Genomic DNA, 13602 nt, shown 5'->3' on the forward strand with positions numbered 1-13602 from the left:
GATTCGGAATGGGGCAGGCATGCCTGCCCCCTACGATGTTGCTGCCTAATCTTCTACAGCTTTAGCGCGCTTAAATCGAGATAGTGCGCCAGCTCGCGCGTTTCGGCTCGCGGCAGATACGGCAGCTCCCCCAGCAGCGGCGCCGGGATCTTATCCCTCAGCACGTCGATAATTTGCGCATAGTGCGCCAGCCCCGGATTTATCCGGTTGGCAACCCAGCCCAGCAGCGGCAATCCATCATTCACTACCGCCTGCGCCGTCAGCAGCGCATGGCTGATGCAGCCCAGCTTGATCCCCACCACCAGTACCACCGGCAGCTGTTCCTGCACCGCCCATTCCGATAACGGACGCAAATCGTTCATCAGGCTGCGCCAGCCGCCCGTCCCTTCCACCACGGTGTAATCCGCCTGCCCGTCCAGTGCCCTCAGCCCATGGCTGAGCGTGGCGTAATCAATCGGCGTGCGGCTGGTGCTGATTTCATCTTCCAGCAAGGTGACCGGGTTAATCGCCTGGTACGGCAGTAGAATCGATGATGAAGCCTGCAGAACCAGCGCATCTTTATTGCGCGGCCCCTCTTCCGTCTGCTGGCTGCTTTTAGCCACAGGTTTATAGCCTACGGCCTGTTTACCCTGCGCTGCCAGCTTCTGTAGCAGCGCGCGGGACACCACCGTTTTGCCGACTTCTGTATCGGTTCCGGTAACAAATAGACGTTTCAACATGAATGGCTCCGGCAGGCCCTGTCTGTCCAGGGTAATCATTTTCGTACTTTACAAGTGAGCGAAAATTGTAGGGCAGTACAGCCCGCCGGAGATTGCGTTAGCGCAAGATTTAGTGGATTTATCAGCCCTGTAGCAGCTTGATTAATAACGAACCGTTATACAGCGCATCTTTGACCAGCGCGGCGCCCGGCATGGTGCCGAGATTAACAAACTCGGTTGGCTCAACCTGTAAGTCAGCGCTGTAGCGGGGTAGCGCCTGCTGGCGAATGCAGGTGGCGATAGCGGGGAACAGCACGCTCTGGGCACGATTAAGCGGGGAACCGATAAGAATTTTTTGAGGATGGAACAGATTAACCATAATGGCCACAATGCGCCCCACGCTGCTACCGACCCCGGCGATGACATCGCAGGCCAGCTGATCGCCAGCCAGCGCCGCGTCGCACAGCGCATCAATCGTCAGAGGCTGATTATGCAGCGTTGAGCTCATCGACGCCTGCATGCGCTGCGCGGCCAGCTCCAGCATGCTGTCGATACTGGCCACGGTTTCCAGGCAGCCGTGATTGCCGCAGTAGCAGCGCTTGCCCCACGGATCGACCTGCGTGTGGCCAATTTCCACCAGCGTACTGCTGCCACCGTGCAGCAACCGGCCACCGGTAATCACACCGGCGCCAACATGATGGTCAATCACCACCTGCAGGACATCGCTGGCATCGCGCGAGGCGCCAAACAGCGACTCCGCCATGGTCCAGGCGCAGATGTCGTGCTGGATATAGACCGGCAGCCCGGTGCGCTTCGCCAGTTCTGGCCCCAGCGGCATATCATCAACCTGATAAAACGGCATGCGGTGCACAATGCCGGACTGGCTGTTCATAATTCCGGGCAGCGTAATGGCGATAGCGGTAAGGCGTTCCAGCTTGTGCTGGTGATCGATAAAGAACCGATCGATGAGCTGGATGATGCGCATCAGCAGCGGCTGGTCAGCCTCGGCAGGCAGCGGAAACTGCTGCTCCACCACCATTTTGCTGCTGAGATCGCGCAGCGCGAGCGTGATTTCGCCGTTGCCAATGCGGGCAGAGAGATAGTGCCAGGCCTGGGTGTCCAGCACCAGGCCAACCGCCGGACGGCCACGGCTGCCCGGCTCCTGAAACTCGGTTTCCTGTACCAGATGAGCTTCCAGCATTTCGCGCACAATTTTGGTAATACTGGCCGGGGCCAGCTGAGCTTTTTTGGACAGCTCAATCCGCGAGATGGGCCCAAACCTGTCGATCAGTCGGTACACCGCTCCGGCATTAGTCTGTTTTATCTGATCGATATGACCAGGCTGACTATCCGCAATCACACCCCACTCCTGATTATTACCTGCCCGTCACAGCCGAAATGCGACCGAAAGAAGCACTTATTTTCACGCTTCAAAATAAAGCCATCTGTGCATGGTGAAACACTTATCAGATGGCGTCAAATATTTGATTCGATATGTGATTTACAGCACATAAACCAGCGCCATGCGCTCATGTTTTCTGCGAAAAAGAGCCTTCCTGGCGCAGGAGCAGTGACATCATCGCTGCCGTCACCGCCGGAATTTCCCGCTGTTTCGACCACACCAACCACACTTCAGACTGCGCGTCCTGCTCCTCCAGTGGGATCCACACCACATCGCTTAGCCGCACGCGGTGAAACGAGGCGGGTAAAATAGAGACGCCCAGCCCGCTAGAGACCAGTCCGATGATCGTCATGGCTTCCCCCACCTCCTGGGCAATGTTTGGCTGGATCTGATAGCGGCGCAGCAGCTCCAGCACCTCGCTATAGAGTGCCGTGCCGACGCTGGGGTCAAAAAAGACAAACGCTTCCTGCGCCAGATCGCTAAGCGCAATTTTCTGCCGTGTTGCCAGACGGTGAGCGCGGTGAACCAGCGCGTACATCGGCTCACGCAGCAACAGCTGATGGTTGAGATTGTCCGGCAGATCGGTATTGCGCATCACGCCCAGATCCAGCCGTCCGTCGCTGAGCGGCGCCAGCTGCTGGCGGGTGTTGATCTCCTGCATCTGCACGTGCACGGCGGGAAAGCGCTGGCGGAAGTTGAACAGCGCATCGGAAACGGCGGTAATAAACGGCGCGGAGGAGGTAAAACCAATGCGTAGTTCGCCTTCATCCCCGCGATGCAGCCTGGCGGCTTTTTCCGCGGCCTTGGTCACGTTGAGCATAATCTGGCGCGCATCGAGCAGAAACTGCTGCCCGGCGGCGGTCAGCTGCACGCTGCGATTGGTGCGCGCCAACAGGCGCGCACCAATCTCCTGCTCCAGCAGTTGGATCTGCTGGCTCAGCGGCGGCTGCGAGATATTCAGGCGCGTGGCTGCGCGGCCAAAGTGCAGCTCTTCAGCAACGGCAATAAAGTAGCGCAGATGACGGAGTTCGATATTCATACTTTAAACATATCATTTTATATTATTAATATATTAGACATCATAATCCGCATTTCTTACCCTTGACAACGTGATACCTCAAATTGACTACTCAAAATAAAAAAAAGGAATAGAAGTGAACCGCTCATCCTCTGCCGTTGCGGCGCCAGACCGCGCTGAACGAGCCTCCTCCCCCGCTGATGTCCAGGGCAAAGCCAGCAAAGAGCTGTATATCAAACGCGGTACGCCGCAGTTTATGCGCGTGACGCTGGCGCTGTTCTCTGCCGGTTTGGCAACTTTTGCTCTGCTGTACTGCGTGCAGCCAATCCTGCCCGTTCTGTCGCAGGAGTTTGGTGTTTCTCCTGCGGCCAGCAGTATCTCCCTGTCGATCTCCACCGGGCTGCTGGCGCTCGGCCTGCTGATTACCGGCCCGCTGTCTGATGCGATTGGCCGCAAGCCGGTGATGGTTACCGCCCTGATGCTGGCGGCGATCTGTACGCTGCTTTCCGCCACCATGACCAGCTGGCACGGTATTTTGCTGATGCGGGCGCTAATTGGCCTGTCGCTGAGCGGTGTGGCAGCGGTCGGAATGACCTACCTCAGCGAGGAGATCCATCCGAGCATGGTGGCGTTCTCCATGGGGTTGTATATCAGCGGTAACTCCATCGGTGGGATGAGCGGTCGCCTGCTGAGCGGGGTGATTACCGACTTCAGCAGCTGGCGTGTGGCGGTAATGGTTATCGGCTGTTTTGCCCTGGCTTCGGCGCTGATGTTCTGGAAGATCCTGCCGGCCTCGCGCCATTTCCGCCCGGCCTCGCTTAAGCCGCGCAGCCTGCTGATCAACTTCCGCCTGCACTGGCGAGATAGCGGCCTGCCGCTGCTGTTCGCCGAAGGTTTCCTGCTGATGGGGGCGTTCGTTACTCTGTTTAACTATATTGGCTACCGCCTGCTCTCTGCACCTTTTTCGCTCAGTCAGGCGGTTGTCGGGCTGCTGTCGGTGGTCTACCTGACCGGGTCGTGGAGTTCGCCGAAGGCGGGTGCAATGACGGCAAAGTATGGTCGCGCCCCGGTGCTGCTCTTCTCCACCGCCATTATGCTGATCGGGTTACTGATTACCCTGACCAACAATATCTGGCTGATTCTGGCCGGGATGATGCTCTTCACCGCCGGATTCTTTGCTGCACACTCGGTAGCCAGCGGCTGGATTGGACCACGCGCCCGCCGCGCTAAGGGTCAGGCTTCTTCGCTGTATTTGTTCAGTTATTACCTTGGCTCCAGCGTAGCGGGTACGCTCGGCGGCGTGTTCTGGCATAACTTCGGCTGGCACGGGATTACCGCATTTATCGCTGCGCTGCTGGTGATGGCGCTACTGGTAGGAACACGGCTGCACGGTAAGCGGCTGTAGCGGTTTGATGGCGGGCGAGGCATGCCATCGCCCCTACGACAACATCTGACGGGCGAGGCACGCCATCGCCCCTAATCGCCATGACCGTAGGGGTCGGGCATGCCCGACCCTACAGACGACATTGGCACCTTTGCCGATGTTCATCTCCGTTATTGTCTGTTATATTCCAAAGGTATGTTGTAACTAATAGAGAGAGTTATGAGCCGTTATGATGCCGTTGATAGGCTACACCGCTGTGTCGCGCAGCTGGAGCAGGAGCTGGATACCTTGCAGCATCAACTGCTGGATTTGCGCCTGCTGGCGGCCAGGGTTTTTGAACTGCCCGCCGTGGAAAAAGGCAAGGAGCACGATCCGCTGACTGAGATTGCGGTGGAGCAGCTGGTCGGTCAGCCCGCCCTGCAGCGGGCCCTCAGCCACTTCTGCCGCCTGTTTATGCAGCATCAGTCAGAAAAAATAAGCACCAAGGCCGCGGTACGCCTGCCGGGCGCAATCTGCGTGGAAACGGACGCTGAGCAGAGTGCCCTGTTACAACAGCAGGTCGCCACTATCAATCAGCTCAAACAGCAGCTGGAGCAGATTATCACCGTAGAGTCGGGCCTGCCGCCCGAGGAGCGCTTCGAGTTTGTGCATACCCACCTGCGCGGCCTGATCACGCTGAATGCCTACCGTTCGATCGCCCTGCTCGACGCGCCGGATTCAGTGCGCTTTGGCTGGGCAAATAAGCACATTATCAAGAACGTCAGCCGTGAAGAGATGCTTGAGAAGCTGAATAAAAGCCTGCAGGCCGGGCGCGCGGTGGCCCCGTGGACGCGTGAGCAGTGGGCAGAACGCGTGGCGGATGAGATTGAAGCGATTAAGTCGCTGCCGGCTCATGCCGCGCTGAAGATTAAACGCCCGGTGAAAGTGCAGCCCATTGCGCGCGTGTGGGATAGCCAACAGCAGAAGCAGACGCAGCTGGCCTGCCCTTCGCCGCTGCTGGTGATGTGCCCGGATGCGAACAGCGTGCCGAAGCTGGGTGAGCTGCTGAATTATGATGCCGGGAAAGTCACGCATCGCTATAAGCCGGAGGCGCAACCGCTGTATCTGCTGATCCCGCGGCTGCATTTGTACAGCGATCGGTTAGTTTGAATGACGATTGCTGCGGGCCGACCGGAAAAAAGGTCGGCCCCTACAAAACCGGATTCTTACTGGCGAGCATGAGTCTGCTGCGGGCCGACCGGAAAAAAAGGTCGGCCCCTACAAAAACCTGATTCCTACTGGCGAGCATGAGTCTGCTGCGGGCCGACCGGAAAAAAGGTCGGCTCCTACAAATACCTGATTCTTATTGGCGTGCATGAATTTGCTGCGGGCGTTACACCTTCATGCTGCCGACCATCTCTTCCGGGCGCACCCAGGCGTCGAACTCCTCTTCGGTCAGGTAACCCAGCTTCAGCGCTGAGCCTTTCAGCGTCAGCCCCTGTTTATGCGCTTTTTTCGCAATTTCTGCCGCTTTATCGTAGCCGATATGGGTATTGAGCGCGGTCACCAGCATCAGCGACTCGTTCAGCAGCTGGGTGATGCGGTCACGATTTGGCTCGATGCCCACGGCGCAGTGGTGGTTAAAGCTGTCCATTCCGTCGGCCAGCAGGCGCACCGACTGCAGGAAGTTGTGGATCACCATCGGGCGATAAACGTTCAGCTCGAAGTTACCGGACGCGCCGCCCATATTCACCGCCACATCATTGCCCATCACCTGGCAGCACAGCATGGTCATCGCTTCACACTGCGTCGGGTTGACCTTACCCGGCATGATTGAACTGCCCGGCTCGTTTTCCGGGATGGAAAGTTCGCCGATGCCGCAGCGCGGGCCGGACGACAGCCAGCGCACGTCGTTGGCAATTTTCATCAGCGAAGCCGCCAGCCCCTTTAGCGAACCGTGCGCGTGCACCAGCGCATCGCAGGTCGCCAGCGCTTCAAATTTATTCGGTGCGGTGACAAACGGCTGCTGAGTCAACTCCGCCAGCTCTTTGGCCACGCGTACCGCGTATTCCGGGTGGGTGTTCAGCCCGGTGCCCACCGCCGTGCCGCCCAGCGCCAGCTCCGCCACATGCGGAATGCTCTGTTCAATATGCTTGAGGTTGTGGCTCAGCATCGCCACCCAGCCGGAGATCTCTTGGCCGAGCGTCAGCGGCGTCGCATCCTGTAAATGGGTACGGCCAATTTTGACGATGTCTTTAAACGCTTCTGCCTTCTCGCTCAGCGTTTTCTGCAACACTTTCAGCTGGGGGATCAGGTGCTGCTGCACCGCCACCACCGCCGCGACGTGCATGGCAGTTGGGAACACGTCGTTAGAGCTCTGGCTCTTATTAACATCATCATTGGGGTGAACCAGGCGCGACATGCCGCGCTCGCCGCCGAGGATCTCGCTGGCGCGGTTTGCCAGCACCTCGTTCATATTCATATTGGTTTGCGTGCCGGAGCCGGTTTGCCAGATAGCCAGCGGGAACTCCCCGTGATGCTTGTCCGCCAGCACTTCGTCCGCCGCTTTGATGATCGCCTCGGCACGCTCATCCGGTAACAGCTTCAGGTCGCTGTTCACTTTGGCCGCAGCGCGCTTGGTCAGCGCCAGCGCATACACCAGCTCGGTCGGCATTTTTTCCGTCGAAATGCGGAAGTGCTCCAGCGAGCGCTGTGTTTGCGCGCCCCAGAGTTTATCGGCAGGGACATCGATCGGTCCCATTGAGTCTTTTTCAACGCGGTTGGCAGCCATTCCTCTCTCCTTTAGCACAACTTTTTTGGCGCTTTTAACTTTGCGATAGGTCAAAAACGCGCACATGAGTGATAAGTCTGACACAGTATAGTTTACGAGTATGCGACTCATTCGCGTTTATCGCACGTTGATTATCTCTCTACGCCATTTTTCTGCTTTAATAGCGCCAGTAACCAGTGAATGACCAGGGAGAAATGATGCAAAAGTTAATCAATTCGCTGCAAAATTATGCATGGGGCAGCAAGCACGCCCTCACTGATTTATATGGTATTGCCAACCCTTCCCAGCAGCCGATGGCGGAATTGTGGATGGGCGCGCATCCGAAAAGCCCGTCAAAAGTGCTGATCAACGGCGAGCCGCAGTCGCTGCGCGCGCTAATTGATGCCGATAAAGCTTCCCTGCTTGGCCCCGCCGTCGCGCAGCGTTTTGGCGAGCTGCCGTTCCTGTTTAAAGTGCTGTGCGCAGAACAGCCGCTGTCGATTCAGGTTCACCCGAGCAAACCGGCTGCCGAAGCGGGCTATGCGCGTGAAAATGCCGCTGGCGTGCCGGTCGACGCCGCCGAGCGTAACTATAAAGATGCTAACCACAAGCCAGAGCTGGTCTATGCGCTGACGCCGTTCAAGGCGATTAACGGCTTCCGCCCGCTGCGCGAAATCCAGTCCTTGCTGCAGCCGGTGGCGGGCGCGCACCCGGCCATTGCCCATTTCCTCAATGCCGCCGATGAAACCCGCCTGGCCCAGCTGTTTGCCAGCCTGCTGTCGATGAAAGAAGAGGAGAAGTCGCTGGCGCTGGACATTCTGCGCACGGCGCTGCCTGGCCAGCACGGTGAGCCGTGGCAGACCATTGCTGAAATTGCCGAGGTTTACCCGGACGACTGCGGCCTGTTCTCCCCCCTGCTGCTGAACGTGGTTACCCTGCAGCCGGGCGAAGCGATGTTCCTGTTTGCGGAAACCCCGCACGCCTACCTCCACGGCGTGGCGCTGGAGGTCATGGCGAACTCCGATAACGTGCTGCGCGCCGGGTTGACGCCCAAATACATTGATGTTCCTGAGCTGCTGGCCAACCTGAAATTCACCTCGCGCGCGGCCGATACCCTGCTGACCACACCGCAACAGCATGGCGCAACGCTCGATTTCCCCATCCCGGTGGATGACTTTGCCTTTGCCATACACGCGCTGAACAGCCAGCCGCTCGCGGTGGATCAGGAGAGCGCCGCGATTGTTTTCTGCATTGAAGGCCACGCCGAACTGAACTGTGGCGGTCAGTCATTGTCACTTAATGCAGGTGAATCTGCTTTTATTGCCGCCAGCGAGCCGACGCTGTCGCTCTCCGGCAATGGCCGCGTAGCCAGGGTTTTTAATCAACATCTTAAATGCGGCTGACGCCAGCGGTCATAATTGCTAAGCTATTTAGTGTATTAAACAAAAACGCCGCATTGGCGTTTTTTATCGCCAGAGGGTTACCCGCAGGATCTGCACGGGCTAACCGGCATTCGCGAACGGAAAAAGGACGACACAACTGATGAATAAAACCAAGATTGCTGTGGGTGTAGTGGTTGCCCTTGGCGTAGTCTGGACTGCTGGTGCCTGGTTTACCGGCAAGCAGCTGGAAAAAAATATGGATCAGCTGGTACAGCAGGCTAACGCCCAGATCCAGAACAGCGCTCCGGAAAGCCGTCTGCAGCTGAGCTATCAGGATTACCAGCGCGGCGTATTTAGCAGCAGCGCACGTTTCGTGCTGCAGAGCAGCTCGCAGACGGAAGATAACGCCATGCTGAAGCCAGGCCAGAGCATCGTGTTTAAAGAGACTATCGATCATGGTCCTTTCCCGCTGGCACAGCTGAAAAAATTCAACCTGATCCCAAGCATGGCTTCGGTACACAGCGAGCTGGAAAACACCGACGCGGTGAAAAAGCTGTTTGAAATCACCAAAGGCAAGTCGATTGTGCAGGCGGAAACCCGCGTGGGCTACGGCGGCAGCACCGATTCAGACATCAAACTGTTACCTGCCGACTACAGCAATGCCCAGACCGGTGAACGTTTTGCCTTCAACGGCGGCACGCTGAAAGTCAGTGCGGATGATAAAGGCGATAAAGTGGCGTTTAATGGCGATATCGACAGCCTGGTGCTGACCAGCAAAAACGAGCTGGGGATGCCGGTGCTGTTCACCGTTAACGGCCTGAAGCTGGATGCTAATACCAAACTTAGCCCGGAAGGGATGCGCATTGGCGACCAGACTATCGCGCTAAAAAAACTGAGTGCGGCAGTGGATGGCAAAGAGGCGCTGATCGCCGAAGGCCTGAACGGTAAATCGACCTTCGATTCCGACAAGGGCAGCGTGTCCGGCCAGATCGACTACACCCTTGACAGCCTGAAGCTTCAGGGCCAGAACTTCGGCCAGGGCAAGCTGGCAGTTAAGCTGGCTGGCTTTGATGGCAAGGCGATGAAAGCCTTCTCCGAAAGCTACAACCGCCAGATGCAAGCGTTGAACAGCGATCCGGCTGTGCAGGCTAACCCTGAGCTATATCAGCAGCGCACCAGTGAAATCCTCACCAGTAACCTGCCGCTGCTGCTGAAAGGCGATCCGTCAGTTAGCATCGCGCCATTTAGCTGGAAAAATGATAAGGGCGAGAGCAGCTTTAACCTTAACGCCCAGTTCAAGGACCCGGCCACCGCCACCGCTGCGGCGCAGAATCTGGGCCAGCAGGTAGATAACGTACTGAAAACTCTGGATACCAAACTGACTATCTCGATGGATATGGCGACCGAGATGATGACGCATGTGGCGATGGCAGAAGGCTACAGCCAGGAAGAAGCGGTAAAACTGGCGGACCAGCAGGTGAAAGGCGTGGCCGCGATGGGCCAGATGTTCAAGCTGACCACGCAGAAAGATAACAACATTACCACCAGCCTGCAGTACGGCACCGGTCAGATCACCATGAACGGTGAGAAGATGCCGCTGGAGCAGTTCCTGTCCCGCTATATGCTGGGTGGCGCTGGCATGGTCGCACCGGAAGGCATGCCGCAGTAATGTTCTGAAATTAAACAGCCACCTTTCTGAAGGTGGCTTTTTTTTTGCCTGACTAGCTATGCTGGATCCTGATATCGGTGGTTTCTCCCAGCAGCTGCTGCCCGCTGGTCAGGGGGATCCTGAACGCTGTCGCGTCGCGCTCAAGGCAGACGGTGCGTAAGTGGCGGTTACAAATAAACCAGATCTCATCGCGATTGTTCGACAGCAGATAGTAGGCATCAGAAGTTTCAGAGGGGTTGTAACAGCCTAATGCGCGATAAGCGGTATCCGGAGTGAAACCGCTTTGCAGGGGCAGTGGGCGCGGACCATTATCCAATTCCTTTACTCTCAGATATAAACCTTGTTCCAGCCAGAGCATAAACCACCATCCTTTTTATCCCAGATAATGTGATTATAACCAGCATTCCTCTGCGCACCCCGCCGCCCCCTTTATTTGCAAAGCCCGTCACAGCGCTGCAGGAAATTTAAGCCGATCCACGCTCAATCAGCAGCGGCGGCAGGATGATATGCTGGACTGCACTGGTTGGGTCGGCCATCTTTTGCAGCAGGCGCTGTGCCGCGCTGCGGCCGATTTCCCGTGCCGAGCTGGAGACAAAGCTCAGCGGAGGATCGGTCAGCTGCGCTTCCGGCACGTCACCAAAACCTACCAGCGCCATCTGCTGGCCGTAAAAGCTGTTGACCCCGCCGCTGCCAATGGTGCGCCCGCTGCGCTGGATGCCGAAATAGCAGCCGAGCGCCACCGAGGCGTTATGGCAGAGAATTGCGCTAATGGTGGGATACTGCTGGATCAGCTGTTGCGTCAGCGCGGCGACATCACGCTGCTGCGCGCCGCACTCGATAATCCATTCGCTACGAAACGGCAGGCCGTACTGCATCAGCGTCGAGCAGTAGCCGCCGATACGTTCGGCGCGCGTTAAGGAGGAGCCGGAACCGCCAAGCCAGGCAATGCAGCGGTGGCCGCGCTTGATAAGATAGTCGGTGGCGATTTTGGCCGCCTGCTGATTATCCGGGCGCACGGAGTCGATGTGATCAAGATTGCTGGCGCGCGAGGCGCAGATCAGCGTGATATTCAGCTCCTGCGCTTTTTGCAGCAGCCCGGCTGCATTCTCAATGCCGCCGCCTAAGACAATCCCCTCCACGCCCTGCTCCACCAGCGAGTCGAAGCAGCGCTCTACGTGCTGCCCCTGCGCGCCGCTCTGGGTGAGAAACAACACTTTGCCCTGCTGCTCCAGCGCTTCGCTCAGTCCGCCGGTCATCTCGGCGTAAAACGGCTGGCAGATGTCGCGCACGATCAGCCCGACCACCCCACTGCTGCCGCCGCGCAGCATTGTCGCAGAGCGGTTACGCACAAAGCCCAGCGCTTCCGAAGCCTGGTTGACTCGCTCAATCGTCGCGGACGAAATGCGACCTTTCCCTGACAGTACCAGCGAAACCGTGGTGACCGACACCCCAGCCTCGGCGGCGACATCATGAATGGTAATTTTTTTCTGCGACATAGCGTTCCTGACTGCCGGGTTTGCACCCCGTTGAAAAATCACGATAAAGCATAGGTTAAACGTTACACCCTGATTGTGGCAGAGAAAACCACACCGAGCGAGAACTGTGTGATCGGCAACGCATTAATATTAGGTAAAACGTTTTATCTTATTTTACCTCAGCAGCGGCTGAGTTCGAATTCGCCAGGAGAGCGCATGTCGTCCGTTAAACAAAAAATTACTCTGTGGGAGTTTTTCCAGAGTCTGGGAAAAACCTTTATGCTGCCCGTCGCCCTGCTGTCATTCTGCGGGATCATGCTGGGTATAGGTAGCTCATTAAGCAGTCACGACGTGATCACCCTGATCCCGTTCCTCGGTAATCCCCTGCTGCAGCTGGTGTTTACCTGGATGAGCAAGGTGGGATCGTTCGCCTTCAGCTTCCTGCCGGTGATGTTCGCCATCGCCATCCCGCTGGGCATGGCGCGTGAGAATAAAGGCGTTGCGGCTTTCTCCGGCTTTGTCGGCTTCGCGGTCATGAACCTGGCGGTTAACTTCTGGCTGACCGCCAAAGGTATTCTACCCACCAGCGATGCTGCCGTGCTGAAAGCCAATAATATCCAGAGCATTCTCGGCATTCAGTCGATCGATACCGGTATCCTCGGGGCGGTGATCGTCGGGATTATCGTGTTTTATCTGCATGAACGCTTCCACACCATCCGCCTGCCGGATGCGCTGGCATTCTTCGGCGGCACGCGCTTTGTACCGATTATCACCACTCTGGTGATGGGGCTGGCCGGTCTGGCGATCCCGCTGATCTGGCCGTGGTTCGCGAAAGCGATTGCCGGGCTGGGCTGGGTGATCAACAGCGCCGGTGACTTTGGACCGATGATATTTGGTACCGGGGAGCGCCTGCTGCTGCCGTTCGGCCTGCAGCACATCCTGGTGGCGATTATTCGCTTTACCGATGCGGGCGGCACCATGGACGTCTGCGGTCACAGCGTCAGCGGCGCGCTGACCATCTTCCAGGCGCAGCTCTCCTGCCCGACTTCCGGCGGCTTCTCCGAAAGCGCAACCCGCTTCCTGTCGCAGGGTAAAATGCCGGCATTCCTCGGCGGCCTGCCTGGCGCGGCGCTGGCGATGTACCACTGCGCCCGTCCGGAAAATCGGCATAAAATTAAAGGGCTGTTGATCTCCGGCGTGGTGGCCTGCGTGGTGGGCGGGACCACCGAACCGTTGGAGTTCCTGTTCCTGTTCGTTGCCCCTTTCCTCTATCTGATCCACGCCGTACTGACCGGGCTGGGCTTCACCGTAATGGCGGTACTGGGCGTCACCATCGGTAATACCGACGGCAACGTGATCGACTTTGTGGTGTTCGGCATTCTGCACGGGCTGTCGACCAAATGGTACTGGGTGCCGGTGGTGGCAGCGGTTTGGTTTGCGGGTTACTATCTGATCTTCCGCTTCGCCATTACCCGCTTCAATATCAAGACCCCGGGCCGTGAGCTCGACACCCCCCTCGGCGAGAAAATGTCCCGCGGCCCGGTGGGCAAATCGGGCTACAACACCCCGGCAATCCTTGCCGCGCTGGGGGGCATCGACAACATCACCTCGCTGGACAACTGCCTGACGCGCCTGCGCCTGTCGGTAAAGGATATGAGCCTGGTGGATGACGCGGCCCTGAAGGCCAACCGGGTCATTGGCGTGGTGCACCTCAATCAGCATAATTTGCAGGTGGTGATAGGCCCGCAGGTACAGTCGGTAAAAGATGAGATCGCCACGCTGATGCCGCAAATTTCAGCCTGACTTTATAACGGGGTGCCTGGCA

The 13602-nt window shown here is 57.7% G+C and carries 11 protein-coding genes; 5 read left to right on the forward strand and 6 right to left on the reverse strand.

Annotation, left to right across the window (positions count from 1 at the left end; all coding sequences use genetic code 11):
* Positions 1-53: 53 nt before the first annotated feature.
* The 3 genes from bioD to ID864_RS04250 form a co-directional block, all read right to left on the reverse strand.
* Complete coding sequence (gene bioD / locus ID864_RS04240) at positions 54-719, reverse strand: dethiobiotin synthase (protein WP_048916084.1); 666 nt, start codon at positions 717-719, stop codon at positions 54-56.
* Positions 720-840: 121 nt separating this feature from the next.
* On the reverse strand, positions 841-2058 hold the full coding sequence (gene mlc / locus ID864_RS04245) for a sugar metabolism global transcriptional regulator Mlc (protein WP_062818266.1): 1218 nt from the start codon (positions 2056-2058) through the stop codon (positions 841-843).
* Between the two features lie 169 nt (positions 2059-2227).
* Positions 2228-3139 (reverse strand): LysR family transcriptional regulator, encoded by a 912-nt coding sequence (locus ID864_RS04250; protein WP_191149456.1) that lies wholly within the window; start codon positions 3137-3139, stop codon positions 2228-2230.
* 115 nt (positions 3140-3254) lie between these two features.
* On the opposite strand from ID864_RS04250, the gene ID864_RS04255 reads away from it, so the two are divergent.
* The gene (locus ID864_RS04255) at positions 3255-4523 is read left to right on the forward strand and encodes an MFS transporter (protein WP_288497601.1); all 1269 of its coding nucleotides are present in this window, start codon (positions 3255-3257) and stop codon (positions 4521-4523) included.
* A gap of 198 nt (positions 4524-4721) precedes the next feature.
* Positions 4722-5651, forward strand: coding sequence for a DNA replication terminus site-binding protein (gene tus / locus ID864_RS04260; RefSeq protein WP_133623572.1), 930 nt, complete (start codon positions 4722-4724; stop codon positions 5649-5651).
* 223 nt (positions 5652-5874) lie between these two features.
* Here the strand turns inward: tus and fumC are convergent, their stop codons facing one another.
* Positions 5875-7272: a class II fumarate hydratase gene (gene fumC, locus ID864_RS04265; RefSeq protein WP_191149457.1), complete on the reverse strand. Its 1398-nt coding sequence runs from the start codon at positions 7270-7272 to the stop codon at positions 5875-5877.
* Between the two features lie 197 nt (positions 7273-7469).
* Between fumC and manA the strand changes: the two genes are divergently transcribed.
* The gene (manA, locus tag ID864_RS04270; protein ID WP_099753657.1) at positions 7470-8654 is read left to right on the forward strand and encodes a mannose-6-phosphate isomerase; all 1185 of its coding nucleotides are present in this window, start codon (positions 7470-7472) and stop codon (positions 8652-8654) included.
* Between the two features lie 139 nt (positions 8655-8793).
* Complete coding sequence (locus tag ID864_RS04275; RefSeq protein ID WP_191149458.1) at positions 8794-10302, forward strand: YdgA family protein; 1509 nt, start codon at positions 8794-8796, stop codon at positions 10300-10302.
* Between the two features lie 52 nt (positions 10303-10354).
* Here ID864_RS04275 and ID864_RS04280 read toward each other — a convergent pair whose 3' ends face one another.
* Both ID864_RS04280 and malI read right to left on the reverse strand, forming a co-directional pair.
* Positions 10355-10660 (reverse strand): hypothetical protein, encoded by a 306-nt coding sequence (locus ID864_RS04280; protein ID WP_191149459.1) that lies wholly within the window; start codon positions 10658-10660, stop codon positions 10355-10357.
* Between the two features lie 106 nt (positions 10661-10766).
* Positions 10767-11798 carry a Mal regulon transcriptional regulator MalI gene (gene malI, locus ID864_RS04285; RefSeq protein ID WP_062818268.1) on the reverse strand — a complete coding sequence of 344 codons (1032 nt, stop codon included), beginning with the start codon at positions 11796-11798 and terminating at the stop codon, positions 10767-10769.
* Between the two features lie 195 nt (positions 11799-11993).
* On the opposite strand from malI, the gene malX reads away from it, so the two are divergent.
* Positions 11994-13580 (forward strand): maltose/glucose-specific PTS transporter subunit IIBC, encoded by a 1587-nt coding sequence (gene malX, locus ID864_RS04290; RefSeq protein WP_191149460.1) that lies wholly within the window; start codon positions 11994-11996, stop codon positions 13578-13580.
* Positions 13581-13602 lie beyond the last annotated feature (22 nt).

This window comes from Erwinia aphidicola, assembly GCF_014773485.1.
GTDB lineage: Bacteria > Pseudomonadota > Gammaproteobacteria > Enterobacterales > Enterobacteriaceae > Erwinia > Erwinia aphidicola.